General features: G+C 66.6%; 11 protein-coding genes and 1 pseudogene. 9 read left to right on the top strand and 3 right to left on the bottom strand.

Annotated features, from left to right (window positions below; all coding sequences use genetic code 11):
• Positions 1-207 precede the first annotated feature (207 nt).
• Positions 208-376, top strand: a pseudogene (locus tag IE275_RS46380) (ParA family protein); the annotation flags it as partial.
• A 354-nt stretch (positions 377-730) separates the two neighbouring features.
• On the opposite strand, the gene IE275_RS40845 reads toward IE275_RS46380, so the two are convergent.
• Both IE275_RS40845 and IE275_RS40840 read right to left on the bottom strand, forming a co-directional pair.
• Positions 731-1,351, bottom strand: coding sequence for a hypothetical protein (locus IE275_RS40845; protein ID WP_189717763.1), 621 nt, complete (start codon positions 1,349-1,351; stop codon positions 731-733).
• Between the two features lie 89 nt (positions 1,352-1,440).
• Complete coding sequence (locus tag IE275_RS40840) at positions 1,441-2,490, bottom strand: M23 family metallopeptidase (RefSeq protein WP_229871136.1); 1,050 nt, start codon at positions 2,488-2,490, stop codon at positions 1,441-1,443.
• Between the two features lie 253 nt (positions 2,491-2,743).
• On the opposite strand from IE275_RS40840, the gene IE275_RS40835 reads away from it, so the two are divergent.
• The 8 genes from IE275_RS40835 (at position 2,744) to IE275_RS40800 (ending at position 11,020) form a co-directional block, all read left to right on the top strand.
• Positions 2,744-3,151, top strand: a complete 408-nt coding sequence (locus IE275_RS40835; protein ID WP_229871135.1) for a DUF8827 family protein — start codon at positions 2,744-2,746, stop codon at positions 3,149-3,151.
• Entirely contained in the window at positions 3,151-3,951 is an 801-nt protein-coding gene (locus IE275_RS47530; protein ID WP_506417348.1) for a DUF8175 domain-containg protein, read from the top strand. Before IE275_RS40835 ends, IE275_RS47530 begins: the two co-directional genes overlap by 1 nt.
• Positions 3,952-4,084: 133 nt before the next feature.
• Complete coding sequence (locus IE275_RS40825; protein WP_189717760.1) at positions 4,085-4,363, top strand: hypothetical protein; 279 nt, start codon at positions 4,085-4,087, stop codon at positions 4,361-4,363.
• 3 nt (positions 4,364-4,366) lie between these two features.
• Positions 4,367-5,656 (top strand): hypothetical protein, encoded by a 1,290-nt coding sequence (locus IE275_RS40820; protein WP_189717759.1) that lies wholly within the window; start codon positions 4,367-4,369, stop codon positions 5,654-5,656.
• Between the two features lie 33 nt (positions 5,657-5,689).
• The gene (locus IE275_RS40815) at positions 5,690-7,189 is read left to right on the top strand and encodes an SCO6880 family protein (RefSeq protein ID WP_189717758.1); all 1,500 of its coding nucleotides are present in this window, start codon (positions 5,690-5,692) and stop codon (positions 7,187-7,189) included.
• 3 nt (positions 7,190-7,192) lie between these two features.
• The gene (locus IE275_RS40810; protein WP_189717757.1) at positions 7,193-8,554 is read left to right on the top strand and encodes a putative type IV secretion/conjugal transfer ATPase; all 1,362 of its coding nucleotides are present in this window, start codon (positions 7,193-7,195) and stop codon (positions 8,552-8,554) included.
• Positions 8,551-10,410, top strand: a complete 1,860-nt coding sequence (locus tag IE275_RS40805; protein ID WP_229871132.1) for a type IV secretory system conjugative DNA transfer family protein — start codon at positions 8,551-8,553, stop codon at positions 10,408-10,410. The genes IE275_RS40810 and IE275_RS40805 overlap by 4 nt, the downstream gene beginning before the upstream one ends.
• Positions 10,403-11,020: a hypothetical protein gene (locus IE275_RS40800; RefSeq protein ID WP_189717756.1), complete on the top strand. Its 618-nt coding sequence runs from the start codon at positions 10,403-10,405 to the stop codon at positions 11,018-11,020. The genes IE275_RS40805 and IE275_RS40800 overlap by 8 nt, the downstream gene beginning before the upstream one ends.
• Before the next feature lie 340 nt (positions 11,021-11,360).
• Here IE275_RS40800 and IE275_RS40795 read toward each other — a convergent pair whose 3' ends face one another.
• The gene (locus tag IE275_RS40795) at positions 11,361-23,951 is read right to left on the bottom strand and encodes a hypothetical protein (RefSeq protein WP_189717755.1); all 12,591 of its coding nucleotides are present in this window, start codon (positions 23,949-23,951) and stop codon (positions 11,361-11,363) included.
• Positions 23,952-23,960 lie beyond the last annotated feature (9 nt).

Below are 23,960 nucleotides of genomic sequence, written 5' to 3'. Positions count from 1 at the left end.
CCGTACCGGCCCTGCGCTGGGCGTGGGGGGGACCGGGTGCCGACACACCCCCTTGTTCGCGGGTCACCACGACCCGCGCCGGTCATCTTGTCGCCAACCAGCCGCGGGTCCCGCCGAGTACGGGCCGGAGTGGTCCTTTGGGGCAAGTCTTCTGCCCCGGAGGTCCAGGACAGCGAGGCGGAAGCCGAGAGTGAGGTGCCTGCCAACGACCCGCTGGAGATCGAGAACCTGCCCGGACTGGGCATGCGCGTTCTGCTGGTCGACTTCGACCAGCAGTGCCACCTCACCAACCAACTCGGTGCCACACCCCTACCGATGAAAGACCGACAGCCTCACCAACCACCTGGCAGGGGACGCCAAGGGCGACCTGCGGGACTGCCGAGCAGGTACAGGCCTGCCACCCATGCGGGAACGACGCGTCTGCGCCAGGTCACGACGAACGGCACGAACGCGAAGACGGAGATGCTGGCGAGCGAGAGTGCCGCCCACGCCCACCGCTGCCTGGACGCGCGAAACATGCGCGGCCGGGCACGTAGGTCAGGTGACTGTTCGTCGAGGGGTCTGCAGGTGCGGGCATGGCGGACAGCTTGGCGGCCAACAGCAGCGAGCGCCTGGAAACACCAACGAGTCATGCCGCCGCCTGACCGTCATCGTCGTGGCTGTGGACTCCCACGATCAGGGTTTCTCTTCTGCTTGTAGGCCGGACGTGCTACATCAGGCTGGAAAGTCCTTAGACGACACGGGTGTTGGCGGCCTGTGAGGTATGGGTCAGGGCGGCGTAGTGGCGCCGCATTCTCATCCGGACCATTCCCTCGGCCAGTGCGGGTCGGCTTTGGGCTGCGGTTTCGGGCCGTTGGCGGCGCCACGAGGCGACGGTGTTGTCGGCGCACAGGAGCGTGAGGAAGGGGTTCCCCTGCTCGTTTCGGATCTCAGCGAGCCAAAGCCAGGCTTCCGCGGCGGCCTCGAAGTTCGTGGCGATCCAGGCAAGGTTCGCCCAGTCCTCGGCTGCGTGGAGGGTTACGGGATGTTCGGCGCCGTACTGCATGGTCAGGTCGATGACGAGACTCTGGGCGTGGTCGGCTGCTGCCGTGGGTCCGCCGTTGGCGGTGAGGTGCCTGGTGGCTATCAGACGTGCCTCAAGCTCGAGAGGGAGGCCGATGGGCAGGGGGCGGGCCGGTGGCATCTGGTCCGGCGGTGTGACGGGGAGGTGCAGGAGCTCCTGGGAGCCTTCCTGTTCGATGTGTGCCTTCAGGATGAGTTCGGGCCGGGCTCGGGCCCTGAGGTGGGCGAGAGCGGTTTCGGTGGGGGTGTGTCCGTCCGGAACGAAGATGGCGATGCCGTCGACGTTCACGGCGTTTGAGCCGATGGTCAGGTGAGTGGAGACGCTTCGCGGCTTGGGCATGGCGGGGGCTCGGGGTGGCATGGTGCTCCTCTGGATGGTCAGATGCTGGTGCCGCGCTCGCGCATGTACTTCACCGGGTCGATGTCGCTGCCGTAGGCCGGTCCGGTGCGTGCCTCGAAGTGGAGGTGTGGGCCGGTGACATTGCCGGTGGCGCCGGTGAGGCCGATGACCTGGCCGGTCGTGACCTTTTGGTTCGCCTTGACGTCGATGCGGGCGAGGTGGGCGTACTGGGTGTAGGTTCCGTCCGGCATCTTCAGGACGATGTTGTTTCCGTAGCGGCCTCCCCAGCCTGCTTCGGTGACCGTGCCGTTTCCGACGGCGTGGAGTTCTGTGCTGCTGGGGACGGGGAAGTCCACGCCGGTGTGGGTGCCGGAGGACCACATCGAGCCGCCGGCGCTGTAGTTGTGGGTGGCGTTGATGCCAACCGGGGCCTGCCAGGCTTTGGCTGACTTCCTGCTGTCAGCGGGCTGCTCGCAGTCGATGACATCCGCGCCCCAGACCTGGGCGACGAGGTTTCCGGCGCTGGTTTCCCACTTCGCGTAGGCGTCGGGGAAACCGGAGCGCTGCACGCCCTGAGCTACGTGGGCCAGATCCTTGGTGTCCCAGTGGGGAATCTTCATCAGCGCGTCGTAGAACTTGTTTGATGCGTGGATGGGGTCCGTTACCTGGGCTGGGGTGCCCCACCCCTGGCTGGGTCGCTGTTGGAAGAGACCCTGGCTGTCGCGGTCTCCGTTGTGCAAGTTGCGAAGGGTTGATTCCTGCATGGCGGTTGCCACCGCGATCAGGGCGGCCCTGGGCTTGAGGTTCCTGGTCCGGGCGACGTTGGTGATGATAGCTGCGTTCTTCGTCTGTTCCCCGTTCCAGGAAGGCTTGGTCTGCTGTCCGCGGGGGTTCAGCGGGACCTGAGGGCGTTGAGTGGTTCCTTCTTCGGCGGTGGAGGCCTTGACGATGCACTGGCTGGCCGCAGTCATCGTCATGTGGTTGTCGTCTGATCCGCCGGCTCCGCCAGCCAGCAGCAGCACGAGGGCGAGCACCGCGATGGCTGGAGTGAGCAGGGTGGCTATTGCGATCAGCGGTGCTTTCCGCATGTTCCCCTCCGAGCGTCCTGTGGGACGGGCCGCTGCGGGAGCGGGTTTCCCCATGGTGCGGGCAGCGGCAGTGCATCGTGCCCGCCAGGCGGAAAGGAGGGCGATGCGTGCTGAATTGACCTCTAGCGTCGTGCGGCGTCAGCTAGTCACGGAGGTATCCGGAGAATCCAAGGCGGGACTTTACTTCAATGACCGAGCGGATAGTCAAGCCCTTCCCGTGTGACGGGAGTTCGGACGGGACTGCTTGTTCGGCGTGGGTTCTTTCCTGTTTTTCGGGCCGAGTGACGGTATTGCGGTGCTCGCCTCGCGGCTGGGTGCCAAAGTCAGCAGGGAGGTAGGCATGGTCGGGGCCATAGAGGAGGCCACTACTTTGGCGGCAGGTGTGGGCGACCTCGTGAACGGGTTGAGTCCGGATTGGGGTCCGTTTGGTGCGGTCGGCGAGAAGGCGCGGACGGTCATTCAGGCCCTGATGGCGGCCGTGGTTCTGATCCTTTTCGGCATGGCTATCTGGGGTGCCTGGCAGATTCGCGTCGGGAATTCTCAGCAGAACACCATGGACGTAAAGCAGGGAAAGACGATGGTGATTAGTTCTCTGGCGGGCCTGTTCCTTATCGCGTCCATGTCGACGATCTTCGGAATTGTCTTCGGTATGGGGGTCTGATGCGGAGGAAGGATGATGGCGCCGTGTCCGGGACCCGGATGCTGGTTGCCGAGCCCACGAAGGGCGGATCGGAAAGGCGTCGGCCTCCGGTGCGTCTGTTCATCGGGGTTTTCGGCGCAGCAGTTCTGTTCATCGCGCTGTGGGTCTCGCTGTCAGGCCAGTCGAGTGGCTCCTCCCCGGGTAGCGGAGGGGGCACTTCTGTTGCTTCCCCGCGTGCGGGGAGTCCAGGTGGGAGCGGCGGGACGTCGAGGGCGACGGGCAGCGCTGACGGGGTGCCGGTCGGGTATCCCCAGTCCGAGGAGGGGGTGGCCGCTGCGGCCGCCAACTTCGAGATAGCGCGGTCCAGCGGTTCCTACATCACGAACAAACCGTACCGGGACAAGCTGATCGGGCAGATCATGGTGCCGGAATCCTTCGCGAACCAGATCAGCCGCGACGATCGGGCCACCGCACAGCTTGTTGCAGGCTTCGGCCTTCAGGACCGTAAGGCTTCCGGGCTGCTGCTTCGCTCGGCATGTCTGGGAACGCGGGTGTCCAGCTATTCGGACCATGTGGCATCGGTCGACGTGTGGATGACTTCGGTGGCTGGGGTTCCCACAGAGAAGGCCAACCTGCCGGTTTCTGCCCGCTGGACGACCTACACCTACAACCTCCAGTGGCGTGACGGGGACTGGAAGATCACGTCGATCGCCTCCGTCGATGGGCCGACTCCACTCCAGTCCGACGGCTCTTCGCCGTCCTCGATGGAGGCCTTCCGTACAGCTGAGGAGGAGTTCAATGCACCGCCGTATGTCGGCTAGGGCAGCGCGCCGCCTGTCGGCACTCCTGCTCGCGTTACTGGCGGTGGTAGGGGCTGGGTCTCCCGCGCTCGCGTCCCCTGCCACGGCCGAGCCTGCGGCTGCTCCCGCAGTCGGAGGCATCGATATTCCCTGCGTGCTGCCTGCAGGCATGTGTAAAGAGATCAAGGAGACTGGCAAGGAGGCCTTCGACGCGACGGTCGGCGGCGCCAAGTGGGTCTGCGACGGGGCCGCCAAGAAGGTCTGCGAAGTGGCTGGGGATGCAGCCAGGGGTGTGAAGGACGGAGTCGGCGGTGCGGTCGATACGGTGAGCGACACCATCGGCTTCGCCACTGACCCGCTGGGATACCTGGCCAAGAAGTCGGCTCCGTCCGTCGGCAAGTTGGTCGAGGCCATAGCCTCGGACGGGTTGTGACCCGTGCTGCAGATCGACTGGAGCAATCCCGGGTTCATCAAGCTGTACTGCATGGTTTTCGCCCTGGCGACCATCTTCACTTGCATCGCCTGGCTGATCGCCATCGTGAAGCGTGTCGCCCGTGAAGTGAACCCGGCCGCCGCCATCGCCGAGTCCATCGGCAGCCTTCTGCTGTCGGTGATCGTGACGGCCTTCGCCCCTGCGATCATCGCGACCGTCGTCGACCTGGTCGACGAGATGGCCGTCAGTATGTTCAAGCCCTTCCTTGCCGACATGACTCTGACTGGTGCGTTCATCGTGGTCATGCTCGGCGTCCTCTCGGCTTCCGCGTGGGGCTTGCCGATCGCGCTGGCCCTGATCGGGTTCTTCCTGACTGTGGGGCTGGGTCTCTTTCTCATGCTCGTCGCCCGGAACGCGCTGGTCTTGACTGGCGTCGTCTTCGGCCCCGTGGTGTTCGCCGGCCTGGTGGACAGAGACCTGTGGGGTCACTCGAAGAAGTACATCGGCGTCATCACCGGCATCATCATGTCCAAGTGGGTCATGATGGTGGTTCTAGCCATGATCCCGGCGCTGTTCGGGAGCACGATACGCAACCCACCGGAAAGCTTCAGTAGAGTCGTGAGCACTCTGCTGATCATCCTGGCGCTGTTCATCATCGCGGGATACGCACCGTGGCAGGTCTCGAAGTTCATCCCGATGTTCGGTGACGAAATCCAGAACCTGGCCCAGCACCGTGACATCGCGATGCAGAAGGGCAAGGACGCCTGGTCCAAGGCTCGCGGCAGCAACAGCAACGACGAGATGCAGGACAAGAACTCCTCCGGCGCCGGTGACCTACCCCGCACGGGCTACGGCAGCGAGGCCGAGCCCGGCTCTGGAACCGAGGCAGCCGCTGCAGGCGAGAGCCCCGCCGGGCTCGCCGCTGTCGGCGCGGAGAAGACCGAGGCGAAGGCTCGCGGCGCTGAGGAGGGGGTCAGGGGCGCCGTCGGCAAGGGATTCGACAGCGCCAGCATGGGCAGCGACGGTGCCGGATCCATGGGCGACGGCGAGGGCATGCCTGGTGGCTCAGGCAGCGGCCCAGAGGGCGGCCCCGACCAGCCTGGCGGCCCTGGCGGCATGGGCGGAACTCCCAAGCCCGGTGGCGGGGGCAGAGGCGGAGGGTCCTCTGCCTCTGAGGGCGTCACACCCGAGGCTTCGCCACCGCAGGCAGCCGTTCTGCCCGGCGGAGAGGTGCCTCCTCCCCTGCCGCCAGCCAGTGAGTGGCCAGACAGCACCCCCTTGTCCCCTGCCTGACTCAGGCTCATCTGAACTGGAGGTGAGCTTGTTGTGACACGCTCATTCACGTTTCCGAGGCCCCGTCCGCGCGGATTCCTCGGCCGGAAGTTCGAGGCCGACGAGCAGTTGGTCCTCGGCGCGGGAGCAGTCCTCACCGTTGTCTTCCTGGCTGCCCTGCCCGGCGTCCCTTTTAAGATCATTGGAACCCTCAGCGTTGCCCTCTTCACGGTCTGGTCGGTGCTCCTCCCGTTCCGTGGGCGTACCTACTTGCGGTGGTTGGAGATTCAGCGCTCATATCGGCGGGGGCTGCGCAATAGCTCGCTGCTGTACCGCTCCACGGCTCCGTTCGCCGGGCGGTGGGGCGATGGTCGGCCCACTGCCGTAACGGCGCCGGCGGGTGTCCCCCCGGGCATGGAGTGGTTCGAAGCGCGGACCGGGTTCGGTACGGTGACCGTCCTCCTGCAGCCCAGTGAGGCGATGTTCAGTGCGGTGGTCGAGGTCGAGGGCATGAAGCACTTTGGCGGCCTGGACTCCGAGGACAAGGAAAGCCTCATCAGTGCCTGGGAGTTCCTGCTGCGCAGTACCGCCGAGTCGGGTGGCCGCATCCAGCGCGTGCAGTGGCTGTCCAAGATCATCCCGACCGATCCCAACGCACACATCCGCGACGCCGCCGCACGACGTGATCCCGGCGCCGCCAGTTGGCTGGACGCCTCGTACGAGCAGCTGCTCAAGCGGGTGGCCATCTCGGCGGAGGACCGTCGGCTCTTCCTCGCGCTCGGCATTCCCTACAGCCGTGACCTGGTGGAGGAGGCCAGCCGGTACAGCACGCTGGCCGAGGGATACGGCGTCGTCCTCGGCAAAGAGATCGAGACGTTCATCCGCAACTTGGGCCGAGCCCAGTTGCGCTGGGTCCGCAGCCTCGACGAGGCGGCGCTGTCTTCTCTGTTCCACCACAGCTACGCGCCCGGGCACTGGCTCGACGACAACCGCGGCATGGACCGATCCACCGCCTGGCCGGCCGAGGTCGATGCGCGAGATGAGACTCTCATCGGCGCTCGAGGCTTCGAGGCAGAGGAGCCGTGGTACAGCGCGACGGCCTGGGTGAAGCAGTGGCCCACGGTGCCCGTCGGAGTCAACTTCCTCGCGCCACTCCTGCTCTACCTCCAGGACATGATCTACACCGTCGGCGTCACGATGGAGCTCGTCCCGGGAGAACGGGCCCTGGCCGAGGCACTCTCGGACGTGACCTCGGAGATCGGCCAGGCCGACGACACACCGGGCAAGCTGCAGGATCCGCGTGAGCGACGGGAGATTCGCGCCGCGGCAGGAACGGTGGAGGAGATCGCCGCAGGCGCCTCAGGTGTTCGGCTGACCGGCTGGGTCACGGTGACCAGCTCCGACAAGGATGAGCTGGTCCGACAGAAGAACGACATTCGGGCCGCAGCCGCCAAGTCCCAGCTGACGCTGGAGTGGTGCGACAAGGAGCAGTGGCGCGCGTTCGCGAACACGCTGCCGCTGGTCGGAGGCATCCTTCCTGAAGGGCGGCGGTGACCCATGCTGCGCATGATCCTGCCTCAGTCCGCCACCCGCCGGCGTGCGGTTCGCACCACGACGATGCAGGCCTGTGGTTTGTATCCCGCGGTGGGCGCGCCCAGTTTGGACCCGCGTGGCGTCATCATCGGCCGGGAGATCTACAGCGGGCGGGCATGGATATACGACCCGTTCGTGTTGTACGACCCTACGGCGCGCGAGCGCCTGGCCAGTGGACACGTGCTGGTGCTCGGGAAGTCCGGGCACGGCAAGTCCGCGCTGGAAAAAACCTACGTGCTGAGGCAGTTGAGGTTCCGCAACCGGTCGTTCTGTGTGCTGGACGCTCAAGGGGAAGACGGCCGCGGTGAGTGGGACCAGATCGCCCGCAGTCTCGGCATCACCCCAATCCGTCTGGTCTACGGGGGTTCCAAGCAGGGGGTACGGTTCAACCCTCTGGATTCCCGGATTCCGGCTCGTCACCAGTTTCGCGTGCTGTCATCCATGGTCGAGATCCTGGCCGGCGCGTTGTCGTCGGAGGCCGACTTCGCGCTGTCACAGGCCCATTCGGTGGCCCTGCGGGTCTCGGCGTCGGAGAACCGCGTACCGGTCCTGTCCGACGTGCACAACGCGCTGACGCACCCCGTCGCGGCCACGCTCGGTCAGCGCGAGATCGGTGCGGAGGACCTGGTGGTGTGGGGCCAGCCCGCCTCACTCGCCCTGGACAAGCTGTGCGCCCCGAATCGGGAGCTGGCCGGTCTCTTCAACGGCCCTACTTCAGAGGGCATCGACCTCGACGCACGGCTGATCGTCTTTGACCTGGCGCAGCTGCCACGCGAGGGTGTCGCGATGCCGCTCCTCATGGCCGTGATCGGGCCGTGGCTTCGATTCGGCTGGCTGAAGGAGGACGACGACGTGAAGAGGACGTTAATCGTCGAAGAGGCCTGGCACATCCTGTCCCACCGGGCTGTCGCCCGGCTGTTCGAGGAGTTCATGAGGTACGGCCGCAGGTTGGGGCTGAGTTTCTGGTCGATTCTCCATCACCTCGGTGATCTGCTGATCGCTGATGCTCCCGAAGCCGCTGCCATCCTCAAACTCAGCGCAACGAGGGTGGTGTATCACCTCGATCAGCACGAGGCCGAGATCACGGCCGACTACCTGCAGTTGCCGAAGTGGGCGGTGGCCGCCATCACGGACCCTGCCAACCTGTGCGCGCCCGGCAGAGCCGTGTGGCAGGTAGGCAAGCGGGTGCTGCTTGTCGAGCATATCCGGTCGCAGACGGAGATTCAGCTGACGAACACCGACAGCAGGATGACGGAGAAGCGCACGACGGTCTCCACTGGCTTTGCCGCTCCCGTTGTGCCCCTGCGCAAGGGGGGTGGCGTGTGAACGGCAAGGTTGTCACCCCCCATAACGGGATACGGCTTCACCTGTTCCGCGACGGGTGGTGGCTGTTCGGGATCGCTGCGGTGGTCGCTGGGTCCTTCCTCGTGTGGGTGGCCGCAGCCGTCTCTGGCCTGCTCAACCACGGACGGCTCGCCACGGTGTCCTGGTCGGAGGCGGGGCAGGCGCTGGTGAGACTGCCGGCCGACCCTCTGGATCCGGGGAAGGCATTCCCGCCGGGGGCCGGCGTGGGCCATGTGCTCATCTTCTACCTCGTGCTCCTCGTCACTGCAGTTGGTACTGCGGTAGTTGGGCGCAGGGCATGGCGCCGGTGGTCCGCCTGGAACTCCGAGGGCATCGACGGCCTCGCCACCAAGCGCGAGCTGGAGGCTGCTCTCGGCGAGGCCTACGCACTGTCCCGGCTTCCCGCCCTGCGCCCCAGTCTGGCCAAGGCTGTCGGAGGGTCGGCCAAGGCCCAGTTGCCACTGCCAGCCCGGCTCCGACTGGACGATCGGAAGCTGTCCGTGGCCAGGCCCAGCGTCAAGACCGTCGCCGTCCACATCGGCGTGTCGGTTCCGACGGGTGTCCCGCTGTGGGTGCCGATTGAGGAAACGCTCCTTCTGGTCGCGCCGCCCCGAGAGGGCAAGACGAGCCAGATCATCATGCCGGGAATCCTTGATTTCGAGGGGACGGTTCTGGCGACCAGTTCGAAGGTTGACGTCCTCTACGCCACCGCGAAACTGCGTGAACGGCATGGCCCCGTTCAGGTTCTGGATCCGACAGCTCTTTCGGGGTGGCCGCACCAGTTGCGATGGTCTCTCGTGGACGGCTGTACGGATTTCACAACGGCCAGAAAGCGCGCCGAGACTCTCACGTCCACCACGAAATCAGAGGAGGGCACAAAAAACGGCGGCTACTTCGCGATGAACGCGCAGATCCTGATTACCTGCTGGCTTCACGCGGCCGCCCTGGAAGGACTTGGGGCGATGAATCTGCTGCGCTGGGCCACCGCACCCAGCATCCGCGAGCCGGTAGACATCCTCGCCAGGCACGGCCGGTCGGACCTGGCCCGCGCGCTGGCGGCCCAGCACGCTGCGGCGCCTGAGGAACGAAGCGCCTCGTGGCGCACCGCAGAGCAGAGTTTCACGGCGCTGTACGACCCGCTCGTGGCACAGATCTTTGCCGCAGACCCGAAGGATCCGTCCCTGTTCAGCATCGAACACTGGCTGCGCACGGGCGGAACCCTGTTCTTGATCGGCGAGGAAGACGAGGGAAGCAGTCTCGCCCCGATCATGGCAGCATTCACCAGGTCCATCCTGGACACCGCGAAGAAGGTTGCCGCGAAGATGCCAAACGGGCGACTCGACCCACCGCTTGGGTTCTTCGGTGACGAACTGGCTAATGTCGCTCCACTCCCCCAGATTCCGTCCCTCATGAGCGTCAGCGGATCGCAGAATATATTTGTCGTCGCCGTTCTCCAGAACCTCGCCCAAGCTCAGGAAAGGTGGGGCGAGATCGGCGTTCGAAAAATGTTCGCCGCTGCCACAGTGAAAGTTATCCTGGGTGGCGTCAGCGACGAGCAGGAACTGAAGACGTACAGCGCGCTAGCGGGAGAATTCGAAGAGGATACAGAGTCCCTATCGGACAGTGGGGACAGCATGTCGGTCTCTGTATCGACCCGGCGCCGGGCGGTGCTGGAGCCGGCTGACATCCGGATGATTCCCGAGCGGCACGGTCTGGTGGTGCACCGCCGCACCAGGGTCACCAAGGTCAAATTCGAGCGCATTCATGAGAGTTTTCGCGCTGCAGAGATCAAGGCCGCGACGGACGCCGCCCTGCGGGAGGCGCACGCCAGTGACTGAGAACGAGGACTTCGGCTTGGAGGAGCCGGAAGGGGACCCGTTCCAGCCGCTGCTCGACGCGCTGGATGCCTTCAACGTCGAGCAGAAGATCATCACCAATCGGCTCACCGAGATCGAGCAGCAGCTCAACTTACTCCCGCGGCAGGCTGCCGCCGGGCCGGTGAGTGGTGGACCGGGGGTGGGCGGAGCACCTGCCGAGGGCGAGCGGGTTCCGGGGGCTGCCATCGACTGGCGCACCGTGCCGGAGGATCAGTACCAGAAGCTGTGGGACAATTTCGTGGACTGGGTGCTGTGGCTGGCCGATGAGTTCGAGCTCTCGACCGATCAGCTTCCGCGCCAGTGTTGGTACCTGCACGGCGCGGCGCGCCAGGAGCTCACCGCACTGTGGACCGGCTGGGAGTCCGCCCACACCCCGACGGGGCAGGACGCGGCCGCCGGGCCGTACTTGTGGCACGACGCTCTGGCACGGGTGCTGGAGCGCCTTCCTCGGATGTACCTGGGCGAGTGCGTAAACGGCTATCACCAAGCACGCAACCGGGTGCCATTCACAGGCAGCACCGAATACCGGGATGCGGTGCGGGGGCAGGTCAGCCCGCCGCAGGGAGACTGAGCGTTGACGTGTCATGTGGGTGGGCCTGCTGCCCCCAGATCATCCTGGGGGCAGCAGGCCCACCCACATGGCGTGTCCGTCAGCGTGTTCTGGCTGCCATGGTCGGCGACTGGAGCTCAGCGTAGTAGTGCTGGGAGTGGGCAGGCTTGGGGTACAGCGGAGCGACATGGGCTGCCCGCTGGGCGGCTTCCATCTGTCGAAGGTGCATCTGAGTCTTGGTGACGACCTGTATGTGGCGCCGGGCCCGCCCCTGTCTCTGGATTGGTGCGCCGTCGGCCTGTGCCTGCTGAACCATGAGGTTGCTCCTTTCCTTCCTTCGGGATATGCGGTGAATCCTCTGTCAGTTGCGGCCGGCGCCGGCTGTGGGCGCGACTGGCTGCTGAGCCTGGTGCGCGGCTTGGTCCTGCGGGTGTATAGGTGTGACGGCAGGGCTCACTGCCTGCGCCGCTGGCTCCTGCGGGCGCTGAGTCGTGAGTGCCTCGACGCGCTCGCTGCTGTCCAGGAGAAAGCGCGACATTTCGGCGGCGTTGAAGGGGTGCAGACGCCGCCTGGGCTTCTCCGGACCGGCTGACGGTGCTGCGGCCCCAGATTCCGGCAGAGTCTCAGCGGATGAAGGCATGGCTACAGGTGTGTCTTCTCCTGCCGGAGGGGCCGCGCTCGCCGGGGGCTCGCTTGCGGGCCCATCCGGGGTCGGTGCCGCGCTGGCGTCAGCCGAACCGTCCGCAACGGTGCTGGCTTCGGCCGTTGCGGAGGTCCTGGCCGACGGGGTTGGGTCCTTCTTCGCCGATTCCGCTGGCAAGCTGGCGCGGTAGGTGACGAGTTCGGACTCGGCGCGCAGCAGGGTCTGCTGCAGTTCGTCCGGGTCGGTGATGAGCATGGCCCGGCGCGAGGGGCCCTCGGGGCGCGAGGCGTCCGCCTGGGAGACGATGCCCAGTCGCTCCATGACTGCCAGCGCATGCTGGGCACGCTCGAAGGTCTCCGGGTCGTCGGCCAGTACGAGCGGCGAAGGCTCTTGAGTGGCAAGGGCTCGCTGTGCGAACTCGTGGATGTCCTTCACGGTCAGCCGCGCTGCGGCGGCCGGGTCGGGAATGGTGTCTCCACTGATGGTGCGGTGTATGCGCTTAGCCCAGGCGTCGAGCAGCTGCCGCCGCGGGTTGCGTTCCGCCAGCGTCCCTGCGAGCTCGAGGATGGCGGTTCGGATTCGGCTCCATTCTCCGAGTCGATCGGGGCGGTCCACATCCTTGACCAGGAATCCGATTCGCTCAGAAGGGTCAAGGTCTGCGTCAAGACCATCGCTTGCGCCGAGCTGCGCGGCGTAGTTGAACCTGGCCAGGAGGGCCCGAGCCTGAATGCCTGCCCTCAACTTGGGGGCCTCGTGGTCGTCGGGGTCGAGCGCATTCAGTTCATTCCTCGCCGCGCGCGCCTGCTGGATGGCCGTTTGAAGCACAGGGTTGGGCTTCATACCTGTGTAGTGGCCGGGTTCCCAGATCTCGCCCTCGGCGAGCCTGCCGCGGAGGAGATCAACGGTCTCGCTGGCCCAGTGGTGGACTCCCTCCCAGAGTGCTGTGCTAAGGCGCCGTCCCTTGCGTTCGGATACCTCGGCCAGATGGTGGGCCAGGGTCCCGATCATCTCAGCGCTGCGGATCTTCAGAGTCCGTCCAAGTCCGTTGAGCCTCCGGTCGTCCTTGAAGCGTTCCAGCGCGGCATCCAGGCGGGTCCAGCGGCGGGAGAGGTCGGCAGCGGCCTGTGCGGCCGGCGAGCGCCGCACGCTGGGGAGGGAACTGCGAAGCGCGTCCCAGGTGAGGGACTCGGGCCAGCTAGGGAGCGGGAGTCGACGCTGACTTGGCGGGGCGAGCGCCTCTAGGGCGGTGATGAGCTTGCCCATTTCCCGCGTGACAGTGAGGTAGTGCGTCAGTCGGGTGCCGGGCTCGAGGATTCCTGCGGCCTGGTCGGCGGTGTCGCTGGCAGTCCGAGTGAGCGCGCGGAGTGTCTCGGGGAGAGGGTGGGTGCGGACACCCTCACGCGTCAGGTCCTCTGAGAGGGCCGTGCTGTTGATGCAGATCGCGCGCGCGACCGTTGAGGTGAGTGCGGCCTGCCGACGCTGGCGGGTGTGCTCGTTGCTGTTGGTGTCGGTTCCGATGGCGGTCAGTGCGGCATTGGCGGCGGCGACAAGCAGGATAATCTGCTGGTAGCGCTGGTCTTCGCGCAGCAGAGGCCGCCCCGGGACCGTCTGGTTCTCCAAGGCGGTGAGAGCCTCGAACTCCTGCATCAGCGGCTGGAGGTCGAGCGGGACCGTGAGCGTGACCTGCTTCCCTGCGGCAGCGAGAGTAGTGTCGGCCTCCTGCGCATCTGTCACCAGGCGCGTGCGGATGGGGGTCGGCGACGTGACAGCTGAAGTCTGTGGGGCGTTGCTTGCGGCGGGTGCTGTCTCGCTGGATTCCGCTGCCTGGATGACGGGTTCGAGGTCGGCGGCCAGCTGCTCCGCGGGCAGGGCTTTCGCGGGCTCGGCGGTGTCGGTGGCTGCCATGATCAGAAGTTCCTCCTGGGAGTGTGTCGGCTGCTGAGCGCGGTGACGTTCCTCCATGACCTGATGGATGGCTTCGGATGCCCGCTGAAAAGCGACTTCATCGCTTTCACGAGGATTGCGTGCAATGAAGGCAGAAAATGTGATGTGCTCGGCTGGCATCTCCAAGGATTCCTGGAGATGCAGAGCCAAGTTGATGACCGTCTTTTCGGGTAGCCGCGCAGCGCCGAGGGCGGTGCCCATCTCCCCTGCTGCGTCGATGAGAGGCATGAGGCTGTCCGCGCCTCGTGCTTCCCTGAGCATCTCGGCCGCGCGGGATTCGACAATCCGCGCGAGGGCTTCATCGATGGGTACGGAATCTGCCGTGAGAGCTTGGTGCAGGGCTGCGTCGCCATGCTTCAGGCGCAGTTCGTCAGGGTCGTTGGCACCGTTGATGAGGACTGCGTGCACAGGGCCGTTCCATTCAGCTGTCAGCCCTGCCTGCCGGAGCAGTGCGTCCTGGCCGCCGCGGTCGTTGTCGAACACGAGCACGAGGGGTTGCGGACCATCGTGGAGGGCAGCGAGTTCCGCGATATGGCTGGTGGTGAGGGCGGTTCCGCAGGGGGCGACGGAAACGCCGGGGCGTTCGGGGTCCGGGTGCCCGATGGCTTCCAGCGCAGCCGTGTTCGCGTTGGCGTCGAATGTCCCCTCGCTGAGGTAGATGGGGCCACCTCGGGCGGCGGTCGTCTGCCAGCCGTCCGGACCGTACAGGTGCTGACCCTTCTTGAAGAAGGGCGTGTTCTTGGAGCGGTACTTGCCGTAGACCTCGATCGCCTTCGGGTTCAGCGCTCGGCCGATGAAGGAGACGGTCCGGCCTTGCGCATCGCGGATGGGGAGGACCACGCTGTCGATGAACTGATCGACTTCCTTCCCGTTCTGCGTGATGTTCAGAAGGCCTGCGGCGACGAGTTCGTCCTTCGAGAAGCCTTGGCTGTGCAATTCGTTGGCGACTGCCCGCCAGTTGCGATTCCGTCGTCCAGCGGAGGCGTAACCCAGGTTCCAGCGCCGGGCTTCGGTTGGGTTGGTGATGCCGCGCTTCTCGGCGAGGTGCCTTCGGGCAGCGGCTGCATCCGGGGTGTTCAGCGCCTGCTCGAAGAGAGGAAGGGCAGCTTCGAGAGCAGCATAGATCCGTTCTGGGGCGATCGGTTCCTGTTCCCCCACGTCGAGGTCGTGGGCGCTTGTACGTGGGGAGCGCGCGCTCTTTGCTGTTGAGGACGCTTCTTGAGCGTGGGCTCGTGGAGTGACAGGGGCTGCGTATTCGCGCTCTGTCTCCCCGCCGGGGAAGCCCTGGGATGCGGGTGCGGGCGTCGAAGTGGTCTCGGGCGCGGGCGCGCCGGCGTCCGTGTGCTCGGTGGCTGCCGCATCGACACGGTCGGATTGGGTCTGCAGCCACACACTCAGCTGCACCACTCCAAGGGGGCCGTGGGTGTTGACCGGGATTCCGTTCAGGCCCTGCTCGTCGGCCTGGGCGGTCATCTGCAGCAGAGCGGCTCGGTCGACCGCCTGGCTGGCGTCGTCACTCAACTGCTGAGCGGCGGCTCGGGTGGCCTGGACGGGTGCCTGCGGGACGAGCCTCGGTCCGGGCGGTGGGGTCTGTCCGCTGGCCTCCAGGCGGGCAAAGATGGCGGTGACCAGTCGTCGGTAGGGGGATTCGTCCCGCGGAGGGCGGACGCTGGGGTTGAACGGCGTCATGTCGGTGGGTGCCACCGTCAGGACGGGTTCCGGGTCCTCCTGGAGGCTGAAGACGATGCCCTCGGGCGTTGCCTCCCAGAAGAGTGGCAGCTGCCGTTTTCCGATGTGCCCGTACATCGTGCGCGCGGCTGGGGCGCCACCATGGTGCAGGGCATTGCGCACGTCTGTTGCGAGACGGTCCGAGGCTAGGTTCTGAAAGGCGTAAGCGTTGCCGTTCACGGTGAGCACGACGACTTGGCCTGCGACAGGCTGCGGGGTGGCGGCAGTGGTGCGAGGCTGCGCCACCCTTTCGGGCTGGGCAGCCGGAGAGGGTGCAGCCATGGGCTTCTCCGTCGGCTCGGTGGTGGGTTGGGAGGGTTCCGGCGAGGTCATGGGCGGTGCAGGGTCTGCGGTGCTCGCGGCGGCATCCTGCTGGTTGGCCACTGCAGCGTCGGTCGGCTGCTGAAGCGCGGTGAGCACCTTGAGTAGGGCGCTGGGGTCCGGGAGCTGTGCGACCAGCTCACGCCGGCGGCGGCGCTGTCCTTGCGTTCCGGTCGCGGTCCGGGCAGTGCGGACTGCGAAGGCTGCGGTGTAGTTCGCGACGGCGCTTCCCTCAACGGTGATCGCGATCGACCCGTCCCACCCGGTGATGTAGTCGAGGTGGCTGCAGACCTTGCCGGGGTCGAGTCCGAGCATCTCGGCCTCGTCCGCAGCGCGGGAGCGGTGCCCGGCCACGGTCTTGGCGAGCTGACTGATGGTGGGGGGAACCTGTGTGGTGTCCTGGAGCAGGGTCGTGAGGTCGGCGTGGAGCGCGCGTTGAACGTCACTGACCAGGTGGTGCTCTTGGGTGTCGGTGATCTGGTCGAGGACTGATCGGGCGTTCTCCTCGAACTGGGCCAGTGGATAGGCCTCCTCCCAGGCGGCCTGGCCGATGACCTGGTCTGCGCCGTCTGGGAGATAGGCGGCGACGAGGGCCGAAAGGTCTCGGAGCGGGGTCTGCGTGTAGCGGCGCCGTGCCGTGTCGAGGGAGGTCCAGAAGCCGGTCTCGGTGGTGCTGGCGGGAGTGTGGGGAGGTGCCTGGAGGGCGGGCAGGTCCAGTGCTGCTCGGGCCTTGTTGTGCTTGTCCAGCCAGCCCACTCGCTGAAGCATCCATGTGAGGCGGTCGTGGGCGGAGCGGTAGGCGGCGTGGACAGGGCCGTTGAGGCGCTGTGTGTTCATCAGGCGGCCGTCTCTGATGCTGCCGTCCCATCCGGCGGCGTTGGCCAACACCGCGGTGACCGCGCCCGCGTCGATGCCACGGCGTTGTGCTTCGGCTTCGGCCTGCTCGACCACATGGATGAATGCGCTCTGGCTGCGCTGGTAAGCCTGTTCGGCAGGTACGTCGCGCTCGTATCCGCGTGCGTAGTGCAGGATGCCGGGGGCGGTCATCGCTCTTTGGAACTGCTCTTGAGCTTGGTCGGCGCAGACGGCGAGTTCCGCACGGAGTACCTGGCCGGCTTGAGAGGCCAGCGCGCGTACGGAGGAGTTGCGGGTTCGGCTGAGCGCGCTGGTGAGTGCGGCGTCGAACTCTGCGAAGGGGTTGTGCTGTTGGAACAGGGCTCGGGCGTCGATTCGGATCTTTGGGTCCGTGATGTGTCGCGTCGCCTCGGATCGCGGATCGGTGTGGAGGTTGATGCCTGACGGCAGGTCGGCGCCGCGGTTGCGCCATGCCTGAAGCCGCTCTCCTCTCATTTGGCCTGCCTGCGGCCATTGATTGATATGGAATGAGGGTGGTGTTTCGCCTTCGTCTGCTGACGGGGGTGCCGGGGCTGTGCCGGGGGCGGGGGTGGGCGTCGGGCTTGGCGGTCCGTTCTGGGTGGGAGGTGCGGCTTGCTCGGGGCTCAAGTTCTTCGCATGCTTGGCGTTCTGCGCCCTGTCCCGGGTAGACGTTGCAGCCTGGGTGCCGGTGATCTCGACCGGTGTGGTGCCGCCATCTTCGAGGGGTCCGGTTCCGGCAGGGTCATCTACGGGTTCGCTTGCAGAGCGTCCTCCGTCAGCGTGCCAGGTGTCGAGGGCGCCGGGGTCTGAGATGACGTCGGCAGGCACTGCTGGCGCGGAGGTGGTGGTCCCGTGTGCGGCTTGGGAGATGGTCAGCCCGAAATGCGCTTGTGAGTCTGACTCCTGGCGTGTCGGCGTGTTCTGCCGGGGCCGCTGCGACGGCCTTGCCGTGGCGTCGTTGCTGGCAACGGACGGCTCAGCCGTGCCTGCCTGCTCGGTTGACGGGGACGATGGTGAGTCGGCTTCGCCACGGGCTGCCTTGGCCGGCTCGTCCGCGAGATCTTCTGCGATGTTGGGCGGCCCCGTTGGGGTGGAGACCGCTTCGACTGCGAAGAGTGCGTTTTCGTTCACTGGTTCAGGCGCTGGTTGTTCGTCCCGCTCGGTGGCGGTGGCGCGGGCGATCTGGAAGCCGGGCGGGTCGCTGAGCTTGCCGTCTGCCAGTGCAAGCACGGTAGAGAGGCGGGCGCTTCGTTCCTCGGCGGCGGTGTGCTGTGCGTTGGCCTGCGGGGTGGGGAAGCGAGGGGCCATGGGCTCCTCGGCGGGCGCTGCGTTCTCAGGGGCGGTGGGCGTTTCCGGGGTGGCGGCCGGGTTCTCTGGTGTGTGGCTGCCTGCTGTCAGGCTGGCCGGAGCATGCTCAGGAGCGTTCTTCAGGAGCCAGCGGGCATGTGTGCCGTCGGGGTCGAGTCCTGGTGTGAGGGTGCGGATGACCGCCACGGCTGTGGGCCACTTCCTGCCCTCGGCGTCGCGGAAGCCGCGCAGGCGCTCTGTGAGACCTGGCTGGTCAAAACCGAGCGGTTTTCCCTCGTGGTCCCGAAGCGCCTCAAGGGCGGTGGCCAGAGTTTCCGCCTCGCGCAGGGTTCGTACGGGGAAGACTCCAGCGATGGTCTGTAACCGGTGGGGGGACTGCAGTGCCCAATTGGAGAGGATTCGGGGTGCGCCGCCGCTGGTGTCCCAGAGCTTAGCCCGGTTGTGGTTGGGGGAAGCCTCAAGATCGGCGTGGGTCTGGGTCGTCGTGTTGCCGCGGTGCAGGGCGATCATCTTGCCGGGCGAGAGGCGCACCGGGGCAAGGTCGATGGGTTTGCCCTTCTCGTCCTGCGTCTCCTCTTTGCCGGCGGCACGGCGGCAGTAGTCGACGATCCGCTGCTCGTCCCTGGTGGTGGCGTCGGGCAGGGTGCGCAGGTGGTTGCGGAAGTCCAGGCTGCTGGCGAAGCGTGGAACGGGGGGTTTGCTTTGGGGGCTCTTCGCGGCCGGGTGGTGGTCGCGGAAGTAGGCGGCCATCGCCCCCTGTGGGCTTCGGTAGGCGCGCTTTTCTGTGCTCCCGTCGCTGTGGTGGATGCGGTATCCGCGCTTGCGCGTTCGCCGCGGATCGTCGAGTGGTGCTCCTGCGGCCTCCGGCATGCCGGCGGTGTCATGGACGATGTGCGCGACTTTCGCGTTGTTGTGGTCGAGGATCGCGATGCGGCCGTATACGTCCCGGGCACCGAGGTGCAGGTGGTGCCGGGCGCGCTCGAGCGTCATCGTGCCGACGTTGTGCAGGTCCTGGGAGAGTCCGCTGCGTGTGGCCCGCTCGACATCGAGCCGGGTGCGGAGCTCCTGGGCGGTGATGAGGCGCTGTGTGACCGTCTCCTCGGGTTCGATCTCGGTCAGGGCATGGGGGTAGGCGGAGTCCAGCCAGGTCGTAAGTTGTGTGATCGCTTGCTGCAGTTCGATGTCGGTGAGCGCGTCGGGCGGCCCGATGGTCGGCGGATGGGGCAGGGGGGTCCGTAGCTCGTCGTCGGTAGGTTCACTCAGTTTCTCGATGGCGTCGGCGACGGTGGCGAGCGCGGCTTGGTGGTCTTGGTGCTCCTTGCCTCGTACGGCCAGGATCTCGTGGAAGCCGTGCAGGTCCGGGCCGGTGTGCAGGGTGAAGGCGTTGACCGTGGTGATGGTCTTCCACTGATCCCCGATAAGGACCTCGAAGAAGGGCTCGAAGGAAGCCGGCGTCCAGGCCATGCTCCGCTGCGGGTATGGGAGAGCACGCAGTACGTCCCGCTGGGTGGGGGTCAGGTCGGGCCAGTCCTGGGATTCGGCTGGCCGTGCCGGGGTGTCGGCCGGTGTGATGAGGGGGCTTCGCAGCAGGGTCTGGGTGCGGCCGTTGCCCCGTTGGGCGGGTTCGGCGACGGTGCCAGTGATCGTGACTTCCTGGCCGGGCTGCAGGTCCGTGGGGACGTAGAGGGTGGCATCGAGGCGTACGGCGAGGATGGTGTTGTCGTGTGTGCGGATGGTGATCCAGTGGTAGTCGCCCTGGGTCGAGGTCTTCTTGTGGTTGCTGACGACTTGTCCGCTTCGAGTGACTGCCTCGCCCAGGAGGAACTGGTCGCGGGCTTCGTCTGCCTGGGGTGTGGGATTGGCCTCCCGAGGTTCGAGCTCCGGGGAGACGGCCGGGGCTTGAGGTGCAGCAGCGGAGCGGGCGGGCGTGGGGGTTGGCGGTTGCGTGTCGGTGGGGGTAGGAGATGTGGTGAAGGTGCTGTGGGCTTCGACCAGAGCGTCGTGGAAGCTCATGCCGCTGCTGGTCCTGAACGTGGTGAGTTGCGCGGCAAGAGCAGGGCTGTCCCAGTCGAGGGGGGTGCCGGTGTGGTCGACGAGCTCCCGTTGAAGATGCTGGGCCAGGGCGTGTGCCTGGTCGCGGTCGGACATCGGTGGCATTGCAAGGTCGAGTGCGGCAGAGGCAGGGAGGACATGCCAGGGTGAGTTGTAGCCGCGGTGGACACCGATGACCAGACCGCCGGCCGTGAGCTCGAAGGAGTCGTTGGGGCTGATCCAGCTGCGGGGCCAGGCCTCGACAACTTCGCGGAGGGTGCGCCGTTGCCCAGGCGCCCTGCTCGCGGGGTACCACGTCTTCTCCTGGAGGGCGGTCACTGTCTCGACCAGGTCTTGGTGCGCGGCGAGCCGCTGGTCGATGCCGGGCGAGGTCCAGTCGAAGGGCTGCTGGCCGACGGCGATGTCCTCTAGCGCCTGCGCAAGCGTCAGGGCGCGGTCCGCATGGCGTGTGCCGGTCGTTACGACGGTGAGGCTGCTCCCGGTGTGCTTGATCACGAAGGGACCGCGGGGTTCATGCCGGGTAGTAACGAGGTGACCGCGCAGGGTGAGGTGGTCGGTGTCATCAAGGTCGTCGGCTGCTCTGCGGGCGCTGTCCGTTTGGAGACGGGAGTTGGCGGTGTCCGGGGTGTTCCTCCAGTGCGCGCGGACCTCGTCGATGGTTGTGAACCGTCGCTCGGCGGGCAGCTTGTTGGGGGTCCGGGAGGTGGTCTCCAGTCGTTCGCGCAGGATATGGCAGTGGTGTGCGACAGCGCGCAGCGTCTCCTGGTCGGCCGGCTCCTCATAGGAGTGTTCCAGGGCCGCTTCGACCCGGAGCGCGTAGTCGGTGGCTTCCTGAAGGGTTTCGTTGAGAAGGCGCAGGGAGCGGCGCTGGTCCAGGAGCCAGAACGCGTGATCGAGGTTTCTGTCGAACTCCTCGCGGGCGTAGCGCAGGCTGAAGCCGCGGTCCGTGCTTGCGCTGGCGGTCTGCCGCCAGGTGTCGATGCTCTGCCGGAGCTCGTTCACGGACTGCTGGAAGGACTGGCTGTCCAGGGTCGGGAAGTCCGTGAGTGTGCTGATGCTGTGTCGGATGGTTCGGGCCAGCGCCTGCTCTTCGGACTCGGTGGGGGTCTGGAAGTAGCGGATGTCGTCGTGGTCGACGGACACTCGCCATTGGCCCGGGGTGAGTTGGCGTACGGGCCGGCCGTGGAAGTGCGCCTCGCGGGAGAAGCGCAGCACGGCCTGGGGGCCGGTCCAGATGTGGTTGCCGTGCTTGAGCTTGCGGTCGGGCAGGAGCTCTGCGGCAGGTACTCGGGGCGGTGGGGCATCGCTGGCGAGGAACGCAGCGTAGGCGGTGGTGCCACGGGTTTGCTGGCACTGGTCGAGGTGCCGGCGGATCTCCGTGGTGAGTTCCTCGCGCCGGTCTGTGACTTCCTGGGGGCGGCGGTAGTTGTCGTGGTCGAGCGTCGTGATGTGTTGGAGAAGGCCCTCGTATATGTCCTCGTCGGTCAGGTGCCGGTCGGGCTGGCCGTTGCTCTGATGGGTGTGTTGTTGCTTCTGCAGGGCCTGGACGATGGTGGCCTTGGCGGCTTCGACCGCGACCTGCTCCTGCAGGTAGTGCACGCTGCGGGTGGAGGGGGAGTGCCCTTCCATGTACATGATCCAGCCGTGCAGCTTCTTGAGGAGCTGGTCTTCGCTGGCGCGGTGTTCCTCGCGGGTGGAGAAGGAGCCTTTCTTTACGCGGTGTTCCTGCGCGCGGTAGTTCTCGACGCGGGGTCTGCCGTCCTCAATGTCGGAGGACACGTTCCGGCCGAGTGCCGTCAGGCCGCGGACCGCGCTGAGGAGACTGGTGCGTCGTGTCTCCCACTTCCGGGCGCGTGGCTCCCATCCTCGGCCACCACTGCCGCGAATTCTGCGGAAGCCGGCAGCACGCAGCACCTCCTCGGCTCGTGCGTCGCCGGGCGCGACACCGCGGACCAGGCTGTCCAGGGGATGCCCTTGGTGGACGACTTCGATGGTGACGGCGTTGAAGGCATCCTCGTCGACGCTGTTGCTCTCGACGCTGGACGGTGTCTGCTGGGTTTCCGGGGCGGGCCTTGGCTGCGTGGCGGACAGCAACTCCGGCGACGTCGCTTCGCGCGGTCCTGCCGCAGAGATTCGCTGAGGGCTTGTCTCCGAGTTCTGCTGGACGGAGCGCAGTTCGGCCTTGCGTCCGAGGGCGCGCAGCCTGGTGAGCGCCTGCTCGGCGTGGGTGCGTCGTGCGTCGGGCTCGATACGGGCGTCGGTGTCCCAGTTGACGCCGCTTGAGCCGGTGATGGGTCGGAAGGACGCGGCGCGTAGGACGGATGCTGCGGCCCGGTCGTACTTGGCAAGGCCCTGCACGCGTGATCGTGTTCCCGGCCGGTCGTCGTGGATGACGACGATGTTGGCCGTATTGGTTATGGTCTGATTGGCTTCGGGCCAATTCTCTTCTTCACGCTGATCGCGCGGCGCTCGGGCCTCCCACTCCTCCACGGTGTCGAAGAGTTCCTCGTCGCTCATCTCACGCAGAGGCGACGGTTGCGTCCACTCCCGCCGGACCTCGGTGATCGCGTGGACTACCTGGTCGCTGTGCTGGTGCAGGAGCAGGGACCGCAGGTGGCTGCTGGCAGCGAAGAGCGGCACGAGACCCGGTGGCATGTAGGCATCGATACTGCCGACCGTCTCGTCGACCAGGTCGTACATGCCGCACATCGTTTGAAGGAGCAGTGCGAAGTCGGTTGTCTCGATCGCCCGGTCGATCTCGGCGTGCAGTGAGGGCAGGGCCGTGGCAAGCGGCTGGAGGCGGTCGTGCTGCGGGTAGGTGGTGTCGGTCGCGGCCATGAGCGATGTGGCCCTGTGGACGACCCGGGCCATCAGGATGATGTCGGCTGTTGAGGGCTGCCGGGACTTGTTGGCGTGCTCAATCTCGTCGACAGTGAGGGGACGGTCCAGCATGGCGTCGAATGCCGCATAGTCTGCCGTGATCTGGACCGTGCGCTGGCCGAGTGGCCATACGGCTGCGTCCAGTTCTCCGTACGACCTCTGGCGGTCGGGGGTGTGGTTGGCCCACGTGTCCCCGGCCAGCGCGGTAACGCCCTCCATGTGCGCTTGGAGCTGTCCCTCAGCGGTGGTGGTGAGCTCGCGGATACGGCCACGCAGTTGGTAGACCTGCCCGCGTTCCATATCGGGGAGTTCGCGTTCTCGGGTGTGCTGGCCCCCTGCCTTCGCGTCGATCTGGATCCACTGGCCCGGCTGCAGAAGCGTGGACTCTACGCGTCGACCGATGGTGCGGCCTGTCGTGTCGACCGCCTCCGTCTGCTCTGCGACGGGGAGCGCTTTGTTGCGCGGGACGGCTACCGTCTGGCCGTCGTCCAGCGTCAGCTCGACCTCACCGCGTGGCAGCAGCGTGAGGGACGTGACAAGGACGTCACGGGACGGCTGCCCGGCATGTGCTGGCACGTGGACCCAGCTGTTGTCGGGAATTTCCTCGGGCCAGATGTGCCCGTGTGGTGCCTCGCCACGGGAAGCACTCTGGTCCTCGTAGGGCTGGTAGGTCCGAGCGGCAATGTGGAAGGGTTCGCGGCCACGGCTGCGGTCGAAGTCGACCCTCAGGCGTGCCAGCGCCAGCCCGATCGGCTCTCCTCGGTCGCTGCGCCAGCCGTCGAACGCCGGGCCGAAGTCGGTGGCTGCCCATGGAAGCGGTGCGCCGTCCGCGCCAGTCACGTCGGCGAGGTGCGTGGCGAAGGCCTCCGCCTCCGTTTTGCTGGCGAAGCTGAGGCTGTCCGCAGTGCTGTCGAAGGGCATTCCGGCACCAGACGGTGCGAGACGCCAGTGGCGCGTGCTGCCGAAACGGATCAGTCCTCCGGCCATGACCTCCATAGACGCGTCAGCGGCCCGGTGGTTCCAGGCCTGCTTCAGGGGGCCGTTGCCGGTGCGCTGAGCCCGCTGCCGGTAGTAGGCACGCAGTTCTTCCAGATCCTGCGGGGCCTGCTCGGGAAACGCTGGCAAGGCCTGTGTACCGGAGGGCTGCTGCTGGGGCGGGGCCTGGGTGTCGGGGGTCGCCGGCGACTGGGGCTCGGGCATGTTGACTGC

The organism is Streptomyces phaeofaciens (assembly GCF_014648915.1).
Lineage (GTDB): Bacteria > Actinomycetota > Actinomycetes > Streptomycetales > Streptomycetaceae > Streptomyces > Streptomyces phaeofaciens.
The sequence above is the reverse complement of the archived record's forward strand: the minus strand, read 5'-3'. Positions and strand labels throughout refer to the sequence as shown.